The sequence below is a fragment of the Solibacillus sp. FSL W8-0474 genome (assembly GCF_038004065.1).
GTDB lineage: Bacteria > Bacillota > Bacilli > Bacillales_A > Planococcaceae > Solibacillus > Solibacillus faecavium.
Map to the genome: position 1 here is coordinate 3,708,180 of NZ_JBBOQJ010000001.1, position 20,774 is coordinate 3,728,953.

The 20,774-nt window shown below is 39.1% G+C and carries 19 protein-coding genes, 8 tRNA genes and 1 rRNA gene; 1 reads left to right on the forward strand and 27 read right to left on the reverse strand.

From position 1 onward, the window contains the following. Positions 1–193: 193 nt before the first annotated feature. From NYE67_RS18745 to acpS, 21 genes are all read right to left on the reverse strand, one after another. Positions 194–1,749, reverse strand: a 16S ribosomal RNA gene (locus NYE67_RS18745). A 196-nt stretch (positions 1,750–1,945) separates the two neighbouring features. Continuing rightward, positions 1,946–2,019, reverse strand: a tRNA-Gly gene (locus NYE67_RS18750). A gap of 21 nt (positions 2,020–2,040) precedes the next feature. Continuing rightward, positions 2,041–2,117: transfer RNA gene (locus NYE67_RS18755), tRNA-Arg, on the reverse strand. Between the two features lie 15 nt (positions 2,118–2,132). Then, positions 2,133–2,218: transfer RNA gene (locus NYE67_RS18760), tRNA-Leu, on the reverse strand. Positions 2,219–2,272: 54 nt separating this feature from the next. After that, a tRNA-Lys gene (locus NYE67_RS18765) sits at positions 2,273–2,348 on the reverse strand. A 5-nt stretch (positions 2,349–2,353) separates the two neighbouring features. Beyond that, positions 2,354–2,428, reverse strand: a tRNA-Gln gene (locus NYE67_RS18770). A gap of 5 nt (positions 2,429–2,433) precedes the next feature. Then, positions 2,434–2,509 (reverse strand) — tRNA-Asp (locus tag NYE67_RS18775). A 35-nt stretch (positions 2,510–2,544) separates the two neighbouring features. After that, positions 2,545–2,619, reverse strand: a tRNA-Glu gene (locus NYE67_RS18780). 5 nt (positions 2,620–2,624) lie between these two features. Further along, positions 2,625–2,700, reverse strand: a tRNA-Asn gene (locus NYE67_RS18785). 194 nt (positions 2,701–2,894) lie between these two features. Then, the gene (locus NYE67_RS18790; protein WP_340726368.1) at positions 2,895–3,362 is read right to left on the reverse strand and encodes a SprT family protein; all 468 of its coding nucleotides are present in this window, start codon (positions 3,360–3,362) and stop codon (positions 2,895–2,897) included. Positions 3,363–3,438: 76 nt separating this feature from the next. Further along, positions 3,439–5,610, reverse strand: coding sequence for a Tex family protein (locus tag NYE67_RS18795; protein ID WP_340730782.1), 2,172 nt, complete (start codon positions 5,608–5,610; stop codon positions 3,439–3,441). A gap of 121 nt (positions 5,611–5,731) precedes the next feature. Next, positions 5,732–6,517, reverse strand: a complete 786-nt coding sequence (sigB, locus tag NYE67_RS18800) for an RNA polymerase sigma factor SigB (protein ID WP_191701339.1) — start codon at positions 6,515–6,517, stop codon at positions 5,732–5,734. Next, positions 6,495–6,965, reverse strand: coding sequence for an anti-sigma B factor RsbW (gene rsbW, locus NYE67_RS18805; protein WP_191701340.1), 471 nt, complete (start codon positions 6,963–6,965; stop codon positions 6,495–6,497). Before rsbW ends, sigB begins: the two co-directional genes overlap by 23 nt. Continuing rightward, complete coding sequence (locus NYE67_RS18810; RefSeq protein ID WP_191701341.1) at positions 6,965–7,297, reverse strand: STAS domain-containing protein; 333 nt, start codon at positions 7,295–7,297, stop codon at positions 6,965–6,967. The genes rsbW and NYE67_RS18810 overlap by 1 nt, the downstream gene beginning before the upstream one ends. A 69-nt stretch (positions 7,298–7,366) precedes the next feature. Then, a complete protein-coding gene (locus tag NYE67_RS18815) occupies positions 7,367–8,359 on the reverse strand; it encodes a PP2C family protein-serine/threonine phosphatase (RefSeq protein WP_340726370.1) in 993 nt (330 codons plus the stop codon). A 16-nt stretch (positions 8,360–8,375) separates the two neighbouring features. Then, positions 8,376–8,774, reverse strand: coding sequence for an anti-sigma regulatory factor (locus NYE67_RS18820; protein ID WP_191701343.1), 399 nt, complete (start codon positions 8,772–8,774; stop codon positions 8,376–8,378). 284 nt (positions 8,775–9,058) lie between these two features. After that, positions 9,059–9,409: a type II toxin-antitoxin system PemK/MazF family toxin gene (locus NYE67_RS18825; RefSeq protein ID WP_191701344.1), complete on the reverse strand. Its 351-nt coding sequence runs from the start codon at positions 9,407–9,409 to the stop codon at positions 9,059–9,061. Between the two features lie 4 nt (positions 9,410–9,413). Further along, a complete protein-coding gene (locus NYE67_RS18830; RefSeq protein ID WP_191701345.1) occupies positions 9,414–9,701 on the reverse strand; it encodes a transcriptional regulator in 288 nt (95 codons plus the stop codon). A gap of 169 nt (positions 9,702–9,870) precedes the next feature. Further along, on the reverse strand, positions 9,871–10,989 hold the full coding sequence (gene alr, locus NYE67_RS18835; RefSeq protein WP_340726371.1) for an alanine racemase: 1,119 nt from the start codon (positions 10,987–10,989) through the stop codon (positions 9,871–9,873). A 187-nt stretch (positions 10,990–11,176) separates the two neighbouring features. Further along, positions 11,177–12,175, reverse strand: a complete 999-nt coding sequence (locus tag NYE67_RS18840; RefSeq protein ID WP_191701347.1) for a LolA family protein — start codon at positions 12,173–12,175, stop codon at positions 11,177–11,179. Positions 12,176–12,240: 65 nt separating this feature from the next. Further along, positions 12,241–12,594: a holo-ACP synthase gene (acpS, locus tag NYE67_RS18845; protein ID WP_339214377.1), complete on the reverse strand. Its 354-nt coding sequence runs from the start codon at positions 12,592–12,594 to the stop codon at positions 12,241–12,243. A 90-nt stretch (positions 12,595–12,684) separates the two neighbouring features. Between acpS and NYE67_RS18850 the strand changes: the two genes are divergently transcribed. Next, positions 12,685–13,308 (forward strand): rhomboid family intramembrane serine protease, encoded by a 624-nt coding sequence (locus NYE67_RS18850; protein ID WP_340726372.1) that lies wholly within the window; start codon positions 12,685–12,687, stop codon positions 13,306–13,308. A 50-nt stretch (positions 13,309–13,358) separates the two neighbouring features. Here the strand turns inward: NYE67_RS18850 and NYE67_RS18855 are convergent, their stop codons facing one another. From NYE67_RS18855 to NYE67_RS18880, 6 genes are all read right to left on the reverse strand, one after another. Continuing rightward, on the reverse strand, positions 13,359–14,831 hold the full coding sequence (locus NYE67_RS18855; RefSeq protein WP_340730783.1) for a PH domain-containing protein: 1,473 nt from the start codon (positions 14,829–14,831) through the stop codon (positions 13,359–13,361). Beyond that, positions 14,824–15,303 (reverse strand): PH domain-containing protein, encoded by a 480-nt coding sequence (locus NYE67_RS18860; RefSeq protein WP_340726374.1) that lies wholly within the window; start codon positions 15,301–15,303, stop codon positions 14,824–14,826. The genes NYE67_RS18855 and NYE67_RS18860 overlap by 8 nt, the downstream gene beginning before the upstream one ends. A 213-nt stretch (positions 15,304–15,516) precedes the next feature. Further along, entirely contained in the window at positions 15,517–17,076 is a 1,560-nt protein-coding gene (locus tag NYE67_RS18865; protein ID WP_340726375.1) for a DEAD/DEAH box helicase, read from the reverse strand. A 365-nt stretch (positions 17,077–17,441) separates the two neighbouring features. Next, the gene (locus tag NYE67_RS18870) at positions 17,442–18,134 is read right to left on the reverse strand and encodes an alpha/beta hydrolase (RefSeq protein ID WP_339214382.1); all 693 of its coding nucleotides are present in this window, start codon (positions 18,132–18,134) and stop codon (positions 17,442–17,444) included. Between the two features lie 98 nt (positions 18,135–18,232). After that, positions 18,233–19,603, reverse strand: a complete 1,371-nt coding sequence (locus NYE67_RS18875) for a UDP-N-acetylmuramoyl-tripeptide--D-alanyl-D-alanine ligase (RefSeq protein WP_340726376.1) — start codon at positions 19,601–19,603, stop codon at positions 18,233–18,235. 12 nt (positions 19,604–19,615) lie between these two features. Then, positions 19,616–20,689, reverse strand: a complete 1,074-nt coding sequence (locus NYE67_RS18880; protein WP_340726377.1) for a D-alanine--D-alanine ligase — start codon at positions 20,687–20,689, stop codon at positions 19,616–19,618. Positions 20,690–20,774: the final 85 nt, after the last annotated feature.

The following is a 20,774-nucleotide window of genomic DNA, read 5'->3' on the forward strand; positions in this document are numbered from 1 at the left end:
CTTTCAATGTCGTTTTATCCAGTTTTCAAAGAACGAATATGCTTCCTGTCTTACTTCTTCGCATATTTGCGACGAGTAACCGCAGGAGCAAGTGTTTTGAAGTATTCCATTCAATTAAGAATGAACCTTCAAAACTGAACAGCAAACGTTAATGTTTCATTCCCCGAGGGAATGATTCCGAAATAATCCTTAGAAAGGAGGTGATCCAGCCGCACCTTCCGATACGGCTACCTTGTTACGACTTCACCCCAATCATCTATCCCACCTTCGGCGGCTGGCTCCATAAAGGTTACCTCACCGACTTCGGGTGTTACAAACTCTCGTGGTGTGACGGGCGGTGTGTACAAGGCCCGGGAACGTATTCACCGCGGCATGCTGATCCGCGATTACTAGCGATTCCGGCTTCATGTAGGCGAGTTGCAGCCTACAATCCGAACTGAGAACGATTTTATCGGATTAGCTCCCCCTCGCGGGTTGGCAACCGTTTGTATCGTCCATTGTAGCACGTGTGTAGCCCAGGTCATAAGGGGCATGATGATTTGACGTCATCCCCACCTTCCTCCGGTTTATCACCGGCAGTCTCCTTAGAGTGCCCAACTGAATGATGGCAACTAAGAATAAGGGTTGCGCTCGTTGCGGGACTTAACCCAACATCTCACGACACGAGCTGACGACAACCATGCACCACCTGTCACCGTTGCCCCCGAAGGGGAAACTATGTCTCCATAGTGGTCACCGGGATGTCAAGACCTGGTAAGGTTCTTCGCGTTGCTTCGAATTAAACCACATGCTCCACCGCTTGTGCGGGCCCCCGTCAATTCCTTTGAGTTTCAGTCTTGCGACCGTACTCCCCAGGCGGAGTGCTTAATGCGTTAGCTGCAGCACTGAGGGGCGGAAACCCCCCAACACTTAGCACTCATCGTTTACGGCGTGGACTACCAGGGTATCTAATCCTGTTTGCTCCCCACGCTTTCGCGCCTCAGTGTCAGTTACAGACCAGACAGTCGCCTTCGCCACTGGTGTTCCTCCAAATCTCTACGCATTTCACCGCTACACTTGGAATTCCACTATCCTCTTCTGCACTCAAGTTCCCCAGTTTCCAATGACCCTCCCCGGTTGAGCCGGGGGCTTTCACATCAGACTTAAGGAACCACCTGCGCGCGCTTTACGCCCAATAATTCCGGACAACGCTTGCCACCTACGTATTACCGCGGCTGCTGGCACGTAGTTAGCCGTGGCTTTCTAACAAGGTACCGTCAAGGTAGCGCCAGTTACTACGCTACTTGTTCTTCCCTTGCAACAGAGTTTTACGAACCGAAATCCTTCTTCACTCACGCGGCGTTGCTCCATCAGACTTTCGTCCATTGTGGAAGATTCCCTACTGCTGCCTCCCGTAGGAGTCTGGGCCGTGTCTCAGTCCCAGTGTGGCCGATCACCCTCTCAGGTCGGCTACGCATCGTTGCCTTGGTGAGCCGTTACCTCACCAACTAGCTAATGCGCCGCGGGTCCATCTTATAGTGACAGCAAAACCGTCTTTCAACTTCCAAACATGTGTTTAAAAGTATTATTCGGTATTAGCCCCGGTTTCCCGGAGTTATCCCAATCTACAAGGTAGGTTACCCACGTGTTACTCACCCGTCCGCCGCTAACGAAAATTCGGTGCAAGCACCAAAAATTCGTCCGCTCGACTTGCATGTATTAGGCACGCCGCCAGCGTTCGTCCTGAGCCAGGATCAAACTCTCCATAAAAGTAGTTTGAAAGCTCATTTGCTTTGCTAGCGATTTAACTTAATTAAAAGTTAAAATCTATTGTTTGCTTCATTTAAGAAGCTTGTTTCATTAACGTTGCTTGTTCAGTTTTCAAGGTTCATTGTATTGTCGTTAGCGACAACTTTTATATCATACAACATCCTTTTGTGAATGTCAACAGTTTTTTTAAAAAAACTGGAGCGGGTGATCGGAATCGAACCGACAACATCAGCTTGGAAGGCTGAGGTTTTACCACTAAACTACACCCGCATTTTATTATTTTATGTTTTTTGGCGCGCCCGACAGGAGTCGAACCCATAACCTTCTGATCCGTAGTCAGACGCTCTATCCAATTGAGCTACGGGCGCAAGTTAAAAGTTACTTGGTGCGGCCGAGAGGACTTGAACCTCCACGGGGTTGCCCCCACTAGGCCCTCAACCTAGCGCGTCTGCCATTCCGCCACGACCGCTTCATTCGACTTTAATTATTATACATCTTTAAAATAATTTGTCAATATGAAAACTGGTGAGCCATGAAGGACTCGAACCTTCGACCCTCTGATTAAAAGTCAGATGCTCTACCAACTGAGCTAATGGCTCCAAAATGGCTGGGGTACCTGGATTCGAACCAGGGCATGACGGAATCAAAATCCGTTGCCTTACCGCTTGGCTATACCCCAATAAATGGCGGTCCCGACCGGGATCGAACCGGCGATCTCCTGCGTGACAGGCAGGCATGTTAACCGCTACACCACGGGACCATAAGTAAACTATAATTATAATATGAAATTAAAAGTGGTGACCCGTACGGGATTCGAACCCGTGTTACCGCCGTGAAAGGGCGGTGTCTTAACCACTTGACCAACGGGCCTACAATGGCTCCGAAGGCAGGACTCGAACCTGCGACCTGCCGGTTAACAGCCGGATGCTCTACCAACTGAGCTACTTCGGAATAATAACTTCTTAGCGACATCATCTTGTCGACTTTTACTATTATAGATATCGAAATAAGTTTCGTCAACACTTTTTAATAATTTTTTTTAAAAATAATTTATTTCCTATTATATATACAAAAAAACATATTCATCTGAAAAGCTCACAATTAATCTTTTCCTTTATCTTCTACTATCTAAACATCTTATTAAGTTAAAGTTCACTTCGCAAAAATTTAATTTTCCCTCGGCAAATGCTACAAGAGTACTTTTTTACATCCATCTTTTTTTTCCTTTTATAAATCTGCCCACAATTTACACAACTATACATATGAATTGCCTTTTTCTTTAGAGGTTTATTTGGCTGCTCTATTGTAGAACAAAATCTTGGCGCTCCGACCTTTTTCAATAAATTTCGGAAATCCGCATCTCGATGCTTATAGCCCATTCCTAAAATATGTAAATGATAATGGCAAAGTTCATGTAAGATAATCCCCTTGAGCTCTTGTAAACCGAAATGATCATAAAGCTTTTTATTGAGCTCTATATTATGACTACTTAATAAATACCGTCCACCCGTTGTTTTTAAACGACTATTAAAATACGCTTTATGAACAAAAGGTCGGTTAAAATATTCATTAGATAACTGTTCTACAAGTTCTTGAAGTTGTTCATCTGTCATACGCTACCTCCCCACACATAATAAAAAAGCACATATTAATTTATGCGCTTTTTATTATAATTGATATTTATTTACTTTACACGTTTAGTTGATTTTCCGGTGAGAGCATCGTTAATGAAATACGCCCTTTACTTGCTTCTACCTTTTCTACCCATACCGTCACAATGTCACCTAATGATACGACATCTAACGGATGCTTTACCCGGCCCTTCTGCAATTTAGATATGTGAACTAGACCGTCTTGTTTTACACCAATATCCACAAACGCTCCGAAATCCACAACATTTCGAACAGTTCCTTGCAATTCCATTCCTACTTGTAAATCATCCATCTGCAATACATCCGTTTTTAGTAAAGGCTGTGGAAATGCATCTCGAGGATCACGGGTTGGCTTTATTAAAGTATCAATAATGTCCTTCAAGGTTACTCCTCCGACATTTAGTGTTTCACTTAATGTCGATAAACTTAATTTATTAATAGCCTCTTCTGCCTTTTGCGTACCTACATCTTTTTTTGTTACCCCCGCTGCCTCCAATATTGCTTCAGCCAATTTATAGCTCTCTGGGTGAATGCCGGTTGCATCCAATGGGTTTTTTGCTTCTGAAATACGTAAAAAGCCAATTGCTTGCTCATAGGTTTTGGCACCTAAACGCGGTATCTTTTTAAGCTGTGTCCGTGAAGAGAATGATCCATTTTCACTTCGCATAGCTACAATATTTTCAGCCACTGTTTTGGATAGCCCTGATACATATTGTAAAAGTGATGCAGATGCCGTATTCACATCAACCCCCACTTGGTTTACTGCAGTTTCTACAATGAACGTCAATGATTCAGCTAGCTGTTTTTGAGATACATCATGCTGGTACTGACCTACACCGACAGCTTTCGGATCAATTTTCACCAACTCGGATAGTGGATCCTGTAAACGGCGTGCAATTGATACGGCACTACGTTGCTCTACTTGTAGATTCGGGAATTCCGCACGTGCCACTTCCGATGCTGAATACACCGATGCCCCTGCTTCATTTACAATAACATAGGCAATATCCCCATCAGTTTCTTTCAATAACTCCGCAATAAATTGCTCTGTTTCACGAGATGCTGTACCGTTCCCTATCGCAATAATACTAATTGGATATTTTTTCAGTAATGCTTTAACAGCCTCTTTTGCTTTTGATGGATCTGATGTTGTATGCGGATAAATAACCCCAACTTCAATCATTTTCCCTGTCTCATCAACTACCGCTAGTTTACAACCTGTACGGTAAGCAGGGTCTACACCTAGAACAACTTTTCCGCGCATTGGAGGCTGCAATAATAGATTTCTCAAGTTTTCCGAAAAAATGTGAATTGCTTGTGCCTCAGCTTTTGAAGTAAGTTCCGCCCGCAATTCGTTCTCAATGGATGGTTTAATTAAACGTTTATAGCTATCAGTAATCGCTGATTTAACTTCATTCACAGACGGGCCTATAAAGTTTCTAGGAATAAAATGATTTTCCATTTGAGCAGTGGCTTTATCTACAGGTACTTCAATTGAAACTCTTAATACTTCTTCTTTCTCCCCACGATTCACCGCCAATGTACGGTGCGGGGCCATTCGGTGGACAGGTTCCTCATATTCATAATACATTTCAAATACTTGCTTCTCATCCTTATCCGCATTTTTCAACATAGTCACGAGCTTTCCTTCTCGCCAAGAAAGAGTACGTAGTTTTTCGCGAACTGTAGCATCATCTGCAAATCGCTCCGCTAATATGTCACGCGCACCTGTCAATGCGTCTTCAATCGTTATTACACCTTGTTCTTCGTTTAAAAACGGATTCGCAAGCTGTTCTAAAGATTGCTTACTAAATTTTAATATTTGTTCTGCCAACGGTTCTAAGCCACGCTCTTTTGCAATTGTCGCTTTGGTACGGCGTTTTTGCTTATACGGACGGTATAAATCTTCCACTCGTTGTAAAACTGTTGCTGCATTAATTGATGCTTGTAACTCCTCGGTTAACTTCCCTTGCTCATCAATCAAGCGAACTACTTCTTCTTTACGTGTTTCGAGTTGTTGTATGTAATGGTAGCGGTCTTCTACTGCCTTAATTTGAACTTCATCCAAGGAACCTGTAACTTCTTTTCGGTAGCGTGCAATAAAAGGTACGGTATTGCCCTCTTCTAATAACCCAATAACTGCTTGCGCTTGTTTTGGTTCTACATTCGCATCTTTGGCGATTATCTGTAACATTTTTTGTTGCTCCATTATGCCACTCCTTTAAATTTTAAACTGCCTTTAGTGTATCACTTATGGATAAGTATTTTCCCAATTATCGATCAAATTCCCGTAAAAAAAGAGCCTACTTATCTAGTAGACTCAAACTTTTTTATAAAGATACGCCACCACTTGCTGCAATGGCATCCTGTAATTTTTTCACAGCTTTTCGCTGAATTCTTGAAACATGCATTTGTGAAATACCGAGTCTTTCTCCAGCTTCCTTTTGACTTAATTGTTCTAAATAGGTTAACTGGATAATTTGTCGCTCACGCTCATTTAATACATTCATCGCATCCGCAACAAGCATTCGGCGGTTTGTCGCTTCATATCCGACATCTTCTCTTCCGACAACATCAAATAATGTTACTGTACTTCCATCCGAATCAGATTCAATCGAGTGATCCATTGATAACGCTTGATAGCTTCGTCCCATCTCCATTGCCTCTAACACTTCTTCATCCTGAACCTCTAAATAATCAGCAATCTCAGTAATTGAAGGAGAACGTTGTAGCGAAGTAGTCAATGCTTCTACTGCCGCTTTAATTCTAGGTCCTAATTCTTTTATTCGTCTAGGAACATGCACGTCCCATGTTTTATCACGTAAAAAGCGCTTTATTTCCCCCACAATCGTTGGAACTGCAAACGCCTCAAAACTCCGGCCAAAAGAAGGGTCAAAACGTCGGATTGCACCTAACAAGCCAAGCATACCGACTTGTACAATATCATCATAATAAGATTTACCATGGGAGTATTTGCGAGCAATCGACTCTACCAATTGTTGATAATGAAGCACAAGGTTTGTCTGTGCTTCTTCACTGCCATTGTCTTGATATTCGGCAATCCAATTTAGTACTTCTTCTTTTGATGAATTTTTAGGTAGTGATTCTTTCGACATTTCCTTTCACCTGCTCTCTCGAGACATACTTCGTCATGAAAACAGTGACGCCACCTTCGTTAGTTAATTTCACTTCATCCATTAAAGTTTCCATTAAAAAAATTCCTAATCCCCCTTCACGTAAAAGGGCTACGTTTTCATCTTCGTGATATGGACCAATCTTTGATTTTACTTCTTCAAAATTAAAACTTACACCATAATCAGCTACCATTATTTCAATTTTGTTTTCAAATAATGCACATCCAATTACAACTTCACCATCTTCGTTGGCTTTATATGCATGGTGGACAACATTTGTTACCGCTTCACTTGTAGCTATTTTTAAATCTTCAATTTCATCATAAGTAAATCCAACTCGCATCGCTAATCCTGAAATTGTCAGACGGATTACACTTACATATTGCGACTTGGCAGGTACTCGAATTTCAATATAGTCAAATGCCTTCATTATTTCAACTCCAATTCCTCGTCTGTCTCAATACTCATCAGTTCACTTAATCCTGTAATTTCAAACAATCTAACTAAACGATTTGATAAGCCCACTAATTTAAGTGATGCATTGTCCCTTGTCACCTTTTTATAAAACGCAACAAAAATCCCTAAACCTGTACTATCCATATAATTTACTTTTGATAAGTCCAACTCAATTACACGGCCTTCAACAATTTGCACCGTTTCCAATTCTTCACGCAATACCGGAGCTGTATAAGTATCGATTTCACCCTCGATATAGCCTCGCAAAACATTACCATCTTCTCTAAATTGAACATTCACATTCATTATTAGACACCTCCATCTATAAACTTAATTACATTACCCAAAACCCTAGGTAACTAAACATATAATTATTTATTTTTTAAAAATGACGACTGTAAAATCATCCTCTAAATCAAACTCCGGCAGACTCTTTAAGTATGCATACATTTTTTCACACATTTCCTGAGCCGTAAAGTGACGATAACTCAATGCTATGTTTTTAATTACATCCCGTGGATCCAGTTCCCCCTGTTTCCGGAAATCTGTTACGCCATCTGTCATCATTACGATGAAATCGCCTTCATCGAGCTGAACTTCGTATTGTGGATATTTAACTTCGGGCATAACACCCAAAAGTAATCCTTTTGATTCTAAATCGAAAAAAGTTCTTTTACTGGAATTATAATATAAAGAGGGCTCATGACCAGCTGAACCGTATGTAAATTTACCATTTTCGACATTGTAAGTTCCATAAAACATTGAGACAAACATACTATCATCTACACTTTTTTCAATAATTCGATTTAACACTCCCAAAATATGAGACGGTGCATTATTAGAGCATTCAAGTGTATCAAGACCGTACTTTACCATCGACATACAAAGCGCTGCCGGAACACCCTTCCCTACAACATCCGTTACCGCTACACTCACATTCGATTTATCTCCCAAAAAATGAACATAATCACCATTCATCTTCCGTATCGGTATTGATACCATTCCGATATCAATATCTTTAAATTTGGGAATTTCCGTGCTCAATATCATATTTTGAATTTTTGTAGCAACATTCATCTCCATACGCAGTTCTTCCTGCTGTTCTAACAAACTTTGATGCTCTTTTAAGGTTAAACCAAAATGGACCATAATCTCAATTAAAAAATCATAGCTATGCGAAATATATTCGGGTAAGTCAGGATAGAGTTGCTCCATCGCATGTTTGTGAATATTTATAACTTCTTCCGGAGCTACTTTCTTCTGGATTAACTGGCGAATAAAGTTTTGGCCAATATATAAATTCCTTTCCGTTTGATTTGATAAAAAGTCCGATAATATTTTTTGATATTGCATTTGCAGCTCTTTCAAATTTTATCACATCCTACTAAACCCATTTTTCAATAATTATAGTCGTTCCTTTTTCAACAGAGGATTGGATATCCATCGTATCCATTAATCTTTTAACACCTGGCAGCCCTGCACCTAGCCCCCCGGAAGTGGAATAACCATCTTCCATTACTTTTTTTATATTATTTATTCCGGGTCCTTTATCTGCCGCTGTAATACGAATACCAACTTTCACGCCCTCGCTAATACGCTCGATTGTCACTTCCCCTGCCCTGGCATATAAATATATATTTCTGGCAAGTTCACTAATTGCAGTCGTAATTCGAGCCTGATCTACCGCGCCAAAGCCAATAGCTTTCGCTTCGTTTCGTCCAAGTTGGCGTGCAGCTACAATATCCCATTCTGTTATAATCTCTACGGTAGATTTCGTCTTCATCATAGTGCCTCCAATTTCCTACATTTTCATTATAAGGAGTTAATACACATTATCAATTTTCGGAATTATTAATCTTTTTTATTATAGCATACGGTATGTTTATAACTTAAATTTGATTTCAAAATTATTTTTAATTAGAAGTATATCTATATAAATACTCGATGTATTTATTGTAAACTATTTGTTATATTTTTACATGATTACAGCTACTATTTATAAAATAATATTATTGTGAAGATAATAAAAAGCATCGAAACCATAAGTTTCGATGCTTTTTTTATGTATTAAAATTTTACGAGTCCTAAACTAATATTGAGCGCGATATCGACTTCCTGCATTAGTTTTGTGTCAAGCTGAGTAATCCGATCTGTTAATCGTGACTTATCAATTGTACGCAATTGCTCAAGCAAAATTACCGAATCGCGTTCAAAACCATACTTTTTCGCATCGATTTCTACATGTGTAGGTAATTTTGCTTTTTGAATTTGCGCAGTTATTGCAGCTATTATGACAGTTGGACTGAAACGATTTCCAATATCATTTTGTATAATAAGCACGGGTCTAGTCCCGCCTTGTTCTGAACCTACCACTGGTGATAGGTCAGCAAAAAAAACGTCTCCACGTTTTACAATCAACTTGTCATCCCCCGCTTACGAGACGCTCCACCATATGTTCCGCTTCATACTCTGCATGCAAGCACTCACTGCAAATTGTCAGATTAATTTGCGACATTTCCACATAGCCCTTTATTAAAGCTTCCCGTATTTGATTTGGTTGCATATGCTTTGTATATTTTTGAGTCGCCAAATACGCCATCATATAACCACTCTCAGTATTGCGTCCAAACGTTCTTTCAAATTGAGTAACTAGCTCATTTGGTATGTCAATTACCACTTCTTCTACTTCTACCAATTCCTTCGCGTACAAAACAAGCACCTCCACCGAACATCCCATTTCCCATTAATTCTATCATTGATTACCTACAATGAAAAGACAGGAAAATAAAAAAACTGACAATTCTCGCTATTAGGGGGATAAATGTGAACATATTTGTTTCGATTTTTTGGAATTTTTTACAGTAAAATTACATCGAAATTTATTTGTATACCCTAGGAACTCTAGCTGTAATCACGCATGGTACTTCATAATTAATCGTTTGGAGTTTAGTTGCCCAATCATCCATTGTGATTTGTTCATGCTGTTGGCGACCAATCAATACAACTTCTTCTCCTACATTATATGCTGTTGGCAGTAAAATCATACTTTGATCCATACAAATTCTACCGACAATTTTCGCCTTTTTTCCTCCAACAAGCACTTCTTGACCTTCGAGCTTACGAAGCATGCCATCCGCATATCCAATCGGAATCGTACCAATGTAGCAATCTTCCTCTAACGTATAAGTTGCACCATAGCCAACCGATTGCCCTGCATGCATTTTTTTTATATGTATGAGTTCAGTATGTAGTGAAAATGCAGGTTTAATTGGAAACGGCATTTTAGAACCAACAAAAGACGAAGGTAATAATCCGTACATCGAAATACCGAAGCGAACCGCATCATACTGTAAAGACGGCTCTTTAACTAAAGTGGTAGCAGTATTTGCCACATGGACTAGTCTTGGTCTTTTTGGCAATACACTCAAAAAGTCCTTAAATAGGGTTACTTGGTTGTCAAAGTACAATGAATCTTCTTCATCTGCTGTAGCAAAGTGTGTAAAAATACCATCCAAAATAAAATCATCGGACATAACAATTGCTTCGTACAATTCCAGTAAATCTTCTTTCGTAGAGACTCCAATACGCCCCATACCTGAATCAACTTTAATGTGAAGCTTTAATTGATTTGCCAAAGGTATATATTGTTTTACCGTTTCTATCCAGCTTGTTGAAAATACGGTAAGGATAATATTTTCCTGGGAAGCATAAGGAGCAAAATTAGGTGGTGTAGCACCCAACACTAAAATATCAATATCCTTAAAATTTTCCCTCATGTGTACAGCTTCATCAGGTGTTGCTACAGCTAGCATCGTTGCTCCTGCCTGAATAGCTGTTCTTGCCACTTCTACATCTCCATGCCCATATGCATTCGCTTTTACTACCGCAATAATTTGAATGTCTTTGCCAATATATTGGCGTAATGAAATGAGATTATGTTCGATTGCTTGTAAATCAATAATTGCTTTTGTAGGTCGGTAATTTATTGGTTTTTCCATTTTGACTTTACCCTCTTTTTAAAAGTATAAACACCCCGTAAATGTTAAGAAAATTATGGCATACATTTCACTTCGAATAAAGCTAAAATTAATACAAAAAAATAACATCTTGCACAAGTATGTGCAAGATGCATCTTTTTTAGAAGACATATAGCTAGGTTCGCAATAAATCATCTGTCATGGCAATTTATTTCATACTACTTTGCTGCACACTAGCTGCCACTTCCAATAATTCCTCTTTAGATAATTTTGTAGATGCGATAAAGAATGTCATGCCATCCTTATCCCACTGAATAGAATGATCTGTAATTGCGCCAATCGTGTAGCCTAAATCAGCTGGATCCCCAGGTGAGAATACAGGCAACACCATGTTGTCATATTGAATTGGTTGCTGCATTAATGTAAATGGTTTTTCACCTTCAAACGTTAAAATAACACGGGAATTGCCATCTTCTTTAACCTCATACTCTTCTGTCAACTTAGTATGTGCCCAGTCAATTGTTGGATAGTATACACTGAAATCTGTATTTACAACATCAGCTGATGCTGCCTTTTTCTCTTCTTTTTCAGTGAACTTTTCTACTTCATAATCCTTTGCGGTATGTTGTACACCTAACTTAATTTCTCCAAATGTAATAACAACCTGCTCTTGTAAAGACTCGTCTAACACACTAACTTTTGTCGGAAGCATTGTTTTCTTATCAACCATAATTTGCTGGATAGGTAAAGCTGTTTGATCTACATTCCGTGTAGCCAGCTCAAATGTATAAGTTGAATCATCTTCTGTCATAACAGCTTTTGAATCCGCCATTAAATCATCTGCAAGCGTTCCAATAATATAGGCTTGACTATTTTGTTTCGGCCACTCACTCTGGAATTTATGCGTTTTTCTAAGAGCCGGAGTTACAACAAATACCCCTTCTTCATTACGAACAATTAACTGCTGTTCCGTTTCTCCTTGCGGGTTAACTGCTACTCGATAAAAATCCGGTTTCGTATGCCATACTTTCACATCATAAATTCTCGGCTCAGCCCCAGTACGTACTTCCATCGAAGCACTTAATTCATAACCCTTTGCCTCATTCCATTTCTTGTTTACATCTTCAATCACTTCATCTTTCGTTGCTTTCCCACACGCCGCCAAAAATAGACAACAAACGACAACAACTAGCAGTCGGAGTTTCAAAGTTTCATCCTTTCGATTAACTTTTTCGATAAATTACTATATGAACGAATGAGGGCATGTATGTATTATTGCATTAAGATTACTTGAGCAGCTGCCGTTGTTCGAGTATGCGTAATAGAAATAAAGCCATTTACCAGTTCGCCATCAAAATAGAGGACTGGTTTTCCTAGCCCATCCTTTAAAATTTCCATTTGATGGAGTTCACACCCTTTACCAATTCCTGTACCGATAGCTTTTGAATATGCCTCTTTTGCAGCGAAGCGCCCAGCCAAAAACTCCACTTTCCGAGCTGGTGATAACTCATCGAAAATAATTAATTCGCGTTCCGTTAAAATACGTTGTGCAAATTTTGCAGAACGCCCTAACATCTTTTCAATTCGATCCAATTCTACTAAATCTAAACCAATACCTTTAATCAATTAGTAGCTCTCCCTTTCATTTGAACATTAGTCCAATGTATAATGAATATTAATTTGTATTATTTTATATCGACATAATTGAGGTGGAAAATGTTTATTCGCAGAGAAAATTTCAAACAATACATTACGTTATATCCAATTGTCTCGTCAATCATTGCGATTAATTTAATCGTATACACCTTGACATTAATTCCCTCATTAGGAAGGGAAATACTTATTGCAGGCGCTAGTGTGAATGGTCTAATTGCCGCTGGTGAGTGGTGGCGTATTATTACGTCAATGTTTTTACACGCTGGATTTATGCATGTTCTTTTTAATATGTTCTCACTATTTTTATTTGGTCCGGAGCTGGAGAAAATAGCTGGTAAAGTTCGTTTTTTAACGATTTACTTTTTAGCAGGAATTTTCGGTGGTGCTGCTACATTTGTAACACAGGCCCCAGATTACGCTAGTGTAGGGGCTAGTGGTGCGATTTATGGTATATTCGGTGCGTTTGGGGCACTCATTTATTATACGAGACATTTATTCCCACAACTAAAACAAATCATGCTACCATTAATCGTCATTAGTATTATCATGACTTTCGTAACGCCTAATATTAATATCAGTGCTCATTTAGGCGGGCTTGTTACCGGCTTTATTTTAGGATTTGTTTATTTTAATCCCAAAAATATGGTTCGTTGGCGCAACAACTCTATAAAACGAGTAAAATAAAAAATAGGATGTGTGAAAAAGGAACCACCTTTGCACACATCCTATTCTTTTTAATATTCGTACCAAGTTAATATCTTTTCAACTTCTTTTTGGTCTATATGACGAACCGTCGCCGAAGCCCCTGTCATCCCAGACATAACTATAATTTTCGCAGAACCAATTTTACGGCGTTTTTGGAAATAGGTTTGACTCCCCTGCGTTACCTGTACACGTTTTTTTAAAGCAAAAAAGGTAACACGGCTAATCATGCGAGATACAATTGTAATTTGCTGACCTTCAATTGTATAGCCCGTTGTTTTAAACTGCCATCTTCCTAACAAAATTATCGGTAATACCAATAGTAAGGACAGTAATCCATATGGATAGAAAAAATAAGAAATAGCGGCTATCAATGGTACGAGCCAAATAAAATCTATCCTGTAGAAAAAAGGTAATGCTTTTTTAGGAGGCTGAATTGCTTCCACAAGGTGAAAATCATATTCAGGAAATAGCTCAGCCAATGGTTTTAAAGCTTCCTTTTTTGCAATTAACGGAAATAATATAATTTTCTTATCTGCTTCCCCACTAAATCCTCCACCAGCACTTTCCACTGCAATCGATGCTAAGCCCAGCATTTGCTGGAATGGATTTTCCACTAGTTTAATTGCCTGTACACGATTTAACGGGATTGTTACACGTTTTTTTTCAATTAACCCTCGAGTAATAATTAAACGATTCTGCTGTTTACTCACCGTGAAGTTATAATAATTTAAAAATGTAATCCCCACGGATATTATCCACGCTACCATGAGCGCAAGAGCAATCAGTATCATTGCCGCGATAAAGCTGTATTCCATTAAAAATGCCACTTCATCATATATCGCATCAAATGGAATAAATTCCGCAAATTGCGAGAAGACAGCAAAAACCCCGGCCAGTACTACGCCGATTCCACTTGAAGTGCTTGCCAATAATAACAGTTCAGGGACCTTCATTTTGTGTAGAATAGTTGAAGGCGGTTCTTCCTCTTCTACTATTTCCATTAATTCACTTTCAAACGGTGTTTTTTGCTTCGCTTTTTTCATTTGGATTTCCACATCATCCGCCGCTGCTCTCGTAACAGCAGTTAACTCAGCTTCAGGCTTACCACTTTTGCTCCCCGCCGTTTCTACCTGCACTTGAACAAGCTTAAAGAGGCGATGGAAAATCCCTTCTTTGTAATTTAAATTTTGAATTCGATCGAATGGAATGTAACGCTTTTTCTTTACGAATAATCCGTATTCAACCCGCAGTTCGCTATCTTCATACCAGTATACAAACGTCCACCATTTAATAAGACCACTCACCATCGTACCGAAGACGACAATCACTAAAATAAAAAGTGGAATCATTTCACTGAAAAATGTTTCACTGCGATAATCCAAATTAATATTAAAGCCATTTGCAACTAAGATAATCACAATCGGAATCAATAGGTCTTTTAATGCTTTTACCACGTTAATAATAGCTGTAACAGGGTGAAGTTTAAATTTTTCGTTAGACATCATCTTCCGCCACCCTTGCAAGTTCAGAAATTTTTGTCCGTAGTAAGTCGGCTTCCTCTACTTTTAACATCGGAATCGTATGTACAGTTGCAGCTGAAGAAATGGAAATATTGGCTAACGTATATTTTTTTAAAATCGGACCTTGTTCCGTATCTACATGCTGAACACGCACCATTGGTATTAATGTTCGTTTTACGACAAATAACCCACTTTGAATCTCGATTTCCTGCTCTCTCACTTCATAGCGCCAAATCCTCCAACGTACACGAGGAAAGACAGCGATGGAAAAAATAATGGATAAGACTACAAATGCAATAGCAACCCACATAATCCATTGGGGCCAATCAAATGTCACCACTAGAAATATAACTCCCGCGACAAGAAGAGCAATGAATATAGTTTGAATTAGCCCATATAATCGCCAAACAGTTTGTGCTTTTTTCGGTAATTGGTATTTCGGTTGTTCTCTCACAAGCTTTACACCTCTTTCTTTCTATTATGCTATACGGTTCAACCTCTTAATTGTTTCATAGTTCCCATATAAATGATGTTAAAAATTTTCCATTACCTTATATAGTATAGATAAATGGTACTTTTGTTAAATAATTTATGAAAAGTTTATATTCCTATCGTTTTATGTAAAAAAAACACACCAACGAAAATTCGTTGATGTGTTTGAATGATATTAGTCTTCGCGACGTGGACGAGGACGGCGATCACGAGATCCTTCACGACGAGCGCCACCTTCACGGCGACCTCCTTCGCGACTTCCTCCGCCACCACTACGGCTTCCGCCACCGCCACCTTCACGACGGCGATCTCCTCCGCGACGGTCTCCACCACCACTGCGGTTACCACCACCACGGTTACGGTCATTGCCACCGCGGCCACGGCCACCACCGCCGCCTGAACGCTCACGGCGCATTGGGAGTGGACGCTCTTCAGATAATGATACTGGAGTTGCATCAGGTTCTTTTGTAATTGATTTTAATGCAGCTGCCACTAAATCTAACGCTTCGTTATTTTCTAATAACTTAGCCGCTAATTCACGGTAACTTCCTAAATCATTATTTTGAACTAGTTCCACCAACGATTGCATTGCATCTTCTTGTAAGCCTACTAATGCTTCTTCTGATGATGGTGGACGTAAAGGAGTCATACGTTTTTTCGTAGTTTCTTCTACGATACGTAAGTAACCCATTTCACGAGGTGTTACGAATGTTACTGCAACACCCGATTTACCTGCACGACCTGTACGGCCGATACGGTGAACGTATGATTCCGGATCTTGTGGAATATCAAAGTTATAAACATGTGTTACACCTGAAATATCTAAACCACGAGCCGCTACGTCTGTTGCGATTAAAATGTCGATTTTACCTTCTTTGAACTGACGTAAAACAGAAATACGTTTTGCTTGTGATAAGTCACCGTGGATACCTTCTGCTAAGAAACCACGTAAACCTAACGCTTGGCTTAACTCATCAACACGGCGTTTCGTACGACCGAAAATGATTGCTAATTCTGGTTTTTGAGAGTCTAATAAACGAGATAATGCATCGAATTTTTCACGCTCTGTTGCTTTTACGAAAAATTGTTCAATATTTTCCATTGTTAATTCTTTTGCTTTAATTTTTACTATTTCAGGGTCTTTCATAAATGTCTCTGCAATTTTACGGATTGCTGGAGGCATTGTCGCTGAGAATAGTAAAGTTTGACGAGTCGATGGTACATTTTCTAAAATCGCATTAATATCATCAATGAAGCCCATGTTTAACATTTCGTCTGCTTCGTCTAATATTAATGTTTGAACTTCGTCTAATCGTAATGTACGACGGTTAATATGGTCTTGAATACGACCTGGTGTTCCTACAATAATTTGAGGATTATTTTTCAGTGCACGAATTTGACGGCCGATTTCTTGACCACCGTAAACTGATAATAATTTTACACGTTTATCATAGCCTAATTTATAAAGTTCTTCTGATACTTGAATTGCTAATTCACGAGTTGGAGCAATTACTAACGCTTGAACATTTGGGTTTTTTGGATCGATTTTCTCGATTAATGGAATACCAAATGCAGCTGTTTTACCAGTACCTGTCTGTGCTTGACCTAATACGTCACGACCAGCCATTGCAAACGTAATTGTTCCTTCTTGGATTGGTGTTGCTTCTTCAAACCCCATACGCTTAATAGAGCGTAATGTCGATTCACTAATGTTTAATTCTGAAAAATTTGTCAAACTCTTCAATCTCCTTTTTCCTATATAAGTTGACAAATGGTTACATTTTCAGATGAAATGGCGGCAAATTTCGAGCCATTGTATGTGGAACGTTTCCGTTACTTAAAAAATTCTCTCTGCTTCACATGCAGAGTCTCTTATATGAAAAGGAAAGCCCGGTCATTGCCGAGCGGTTCAATTCTACCGTTGTTATTTGTTCTAGCTTTTTTAAAAAAATAGAATAAAACCGTTTATCAAAAAAAAGTACTCTTCATCAAAAAGTCTGAAGAGTCTTCGCACAAAATGTATCCATTGCTCTTAATAGTCTAACATGGGTTGTAACGGTATGCAATGATAATGCTTGTATCGAATAGTCTGACATTTATTCACGTTATAAATTTGAACACCGCATCGAACCATTCGTCACAATCATCACTATAACAAATATGGTGCTTTCCACAATCTGAAATATACATTTGCTTCTGCAGTGAGGGAATTTGGTTGTATAAAATCTGTGCAGTCGTATTCGGTACGATGCCGTCCAGCCTTCCTTGAACAATAAAGGTTGGGCATTGAATGTTTTTTATATAAGGTTCCGTCTTTTTGACGACTTTCATAAATTCAACCGTCGCCGATAGTGGGACATTTTTGAATTTATCTTTATAGCGTGCAAACAATTCGTTTTCTTCCAGCTTTTTATGAACCATATCTTGAGCAATTGCCCGAACATCTTTCACTAGCTGGGGTGGGTCTATATACTTAATCGCAGCACTCAATAACACTAATTTCTTTACTGGATAGCGGATTGATAAATACATACCAATAACTCCGCCCATTGAAAAACCAACAACAATTACTTCATCTACTTGCTTTTTTAGCTGACGATAAGCAATTTCCGCTTCCATCATCCAATGCTCAGCTTTATAGCCTTTCATCGATAAATGTTCTGCATCCCCGTGACCTGAAAATGTAGGAACACTTATAACCCAATCTGTACGTTGTTGTATATAATGCACAAAAGGTTGCACTTCATACGGTCCACCAGAAAATCCATGTAAAAAAAGTACGCCTGTTATCATCAATTCACCTACTTTTATTGATGTTCTTATAAATATAATAAGCGACTCTTTCCGTAGAAAAAAGCTTCCGCGCTTTTAATAAAAAAAAAACGAGTTAGCTATGCCAACTCGTTTGATTGAATAATTTTCTCCAACTGCATTCCTCGTGAGCCTTTTACTAAAATTATGGACTCACTCGTAGCATTTAATTTAATTTTATTTATAATCGGATCATAGTCTCGCTCAGAATATATTAAGTGCGTTGCATCAAATTTAGCTTGCAGCTTTTCATATAGCCATTTCATGCGCGGACCATATAGACAAACATAGCTGATTTTCTGATCGTTTATATAGGCAGCCACTTCTTCATGCATCGACTGCTCATCATTCCCTAACTCCAGCATATCACCGAGGACAAGCCATTTTTCCTTACGAATTGTCGTTTGCTCGATAAATTGAATAGCAGCGTGCATCGAAGTCGGTGCGGCATTATATGCATCATTAATAAATAATAGCTCACCTACTGAAATAAGCTGCATACGCATATCCGTCAACACAACTTGCTTTAATGCTTCTCGAATTTGCTCATCCGTTAACCCTAAAGCTCTACTTACAAGCATCGCATTTAATGTATTTTTTACCTGATGCTCTCCTAAAACAGATATAAAGAAGTCTCCATTAATGGCTCCTTCTACATGAAAGCTACTGCCTTGTGCTGTCGCTACAATATTAGAAGCCACTAAATCTTGGCTTCGTGTAAAACCGAACGACTGCGTTTTTAAATTTGGCGTTTTGGCAACAAGACTTTGCAATAATGGCTCATCTCCATCAAAGAAAAGCAAACCTTCCTCATTTAAACCTTTTACTATTTCAAACTTCGCTTTTGCGATACCTTCTCGCGACCCTAAATCTTGCATATGGGCTTCACCGATATTTGTAATAATTACATAATGCGGGCGTGCAAGTTTAGTTAAAAATTCAATCTCTCCGAAGCCACTCATACCCATTTCCAAAACGGAGATTTCTGTATCTTCATCAAGCTGTAAAATTGTTATCGGCAAACCTAATTGGTTATTAAAATTACCAATCGTCTTTTGCACTTTAAAATACGGAGAAAGAGTTCCCGCCAAAATGTCCTTAGAGGAAGTTTTCCCATTTGAACCAGTAATACCGATAAATATTGCTTTATGCTCATTACGATAACATTCCGCCATTTTTTGCAGTGCCTGTTCCGGATCATCTACAAATATTAACGGTAGATTCTCCGGTGGGTTAGGTTCATCTTTCATCCACAATGAAGCTGCTGCACCTTTTTCAAATGCCTGTTCCACAAAGCGATGTCCATTTACAGCTTCACCGCGAAAAGGAATAAATAAATCACCTTTAGCGATGGTGCGTGTATCAATGGAAATACCTGTGACAACCGTATCAGGAAATGATTGATTTTCTATCGTTAGCCATGTTGCAAGCTGTTGTAATTTTTTTTTCACTTTTTATCCCACTCAATCTCTATTGTATTGAAGCTGTTGTTTTTCAGTATGGCGCTCTAACGCTAAGTTAATAAGTTCCTTAACTAGTTGAGGATATGTTAGATCTGTATGCTGCCATAGCAACGGGTACATACTAACCGGTGTGAAACCTGGCATAGTATTTACTTCGTTAATGTAAATTTCATTGTTATCCGTTACGAAGAAATCCGCTCGGACTAATCCTGCTCCATCAATTGCTTTAAACGCTCTTTTCGCCATATCCACTAAGTCTGTATAGACATTTGCTTGCAAATCGGCCGGAATAATCAAGGCTGTTGAGCCGTCCTTATACTTTGAATCATAATCGTAAAAATCTGTCATTGGCTTAATCTCACCCGCTACAGAAACGTTTGGAGTATCATTCCCTAAAACGGCAAGCTCGATCTCACGTGCTTTAATACCTTGTTCGATGACAATTTTGCGATCATACTGCAATGCGAATTGTACTGCTTTTTCCAACTCTTCCGCATTAGTTGCTTTACTGATTCCAACACTAGATCCAAGGTTAGCCGGTTTTACAAACATAGGGTAACCTAATGCTTTTTCGCATTTATTAATCCATGCTGTTTTATCATGCTCCCACTCACTACGAATAAAAGATTCATATGGTACTTGGGGTAAATTCGCCATTTCAAATAACTGTTTCATTACTACTTTATCCATACCGGCTGCAGAACCAAGAACACTATTTCCTACATAAGGAATATTCAAAACTTCTAAAAAGCCCTGTACAGTTCCATCCTCGCCGTTCGTGCCATGCAATAATGGGAAAACTACATCGAATGGATTTTCCATATGAGCATTTATGAATTGCGTTATATTATTTTCAGATTGCTCTGAAGTCGTTGTAAATTGTAATTGTTCAATTGTTTGAGCGGGTTCTGTTAATTGAGGTCCAACACGCCATTCACCCTTTAATGTAATAAAAATCGGAAAGACGTCAAACTCATTAAAATCTACCGCCTGCGTTACAGCCTTTGCAGTAGATAGTGATACTTCATGCTCGGCAGACTTACCACCATATAATAAACCGATTCTTTTTTTCATTCTTTTGACCTCCAGTTTTTACTAACGTTATTTTATCACGAATCTCCTGTACGCTGAAATCGGATAAAAAACACTCACTGCCTGG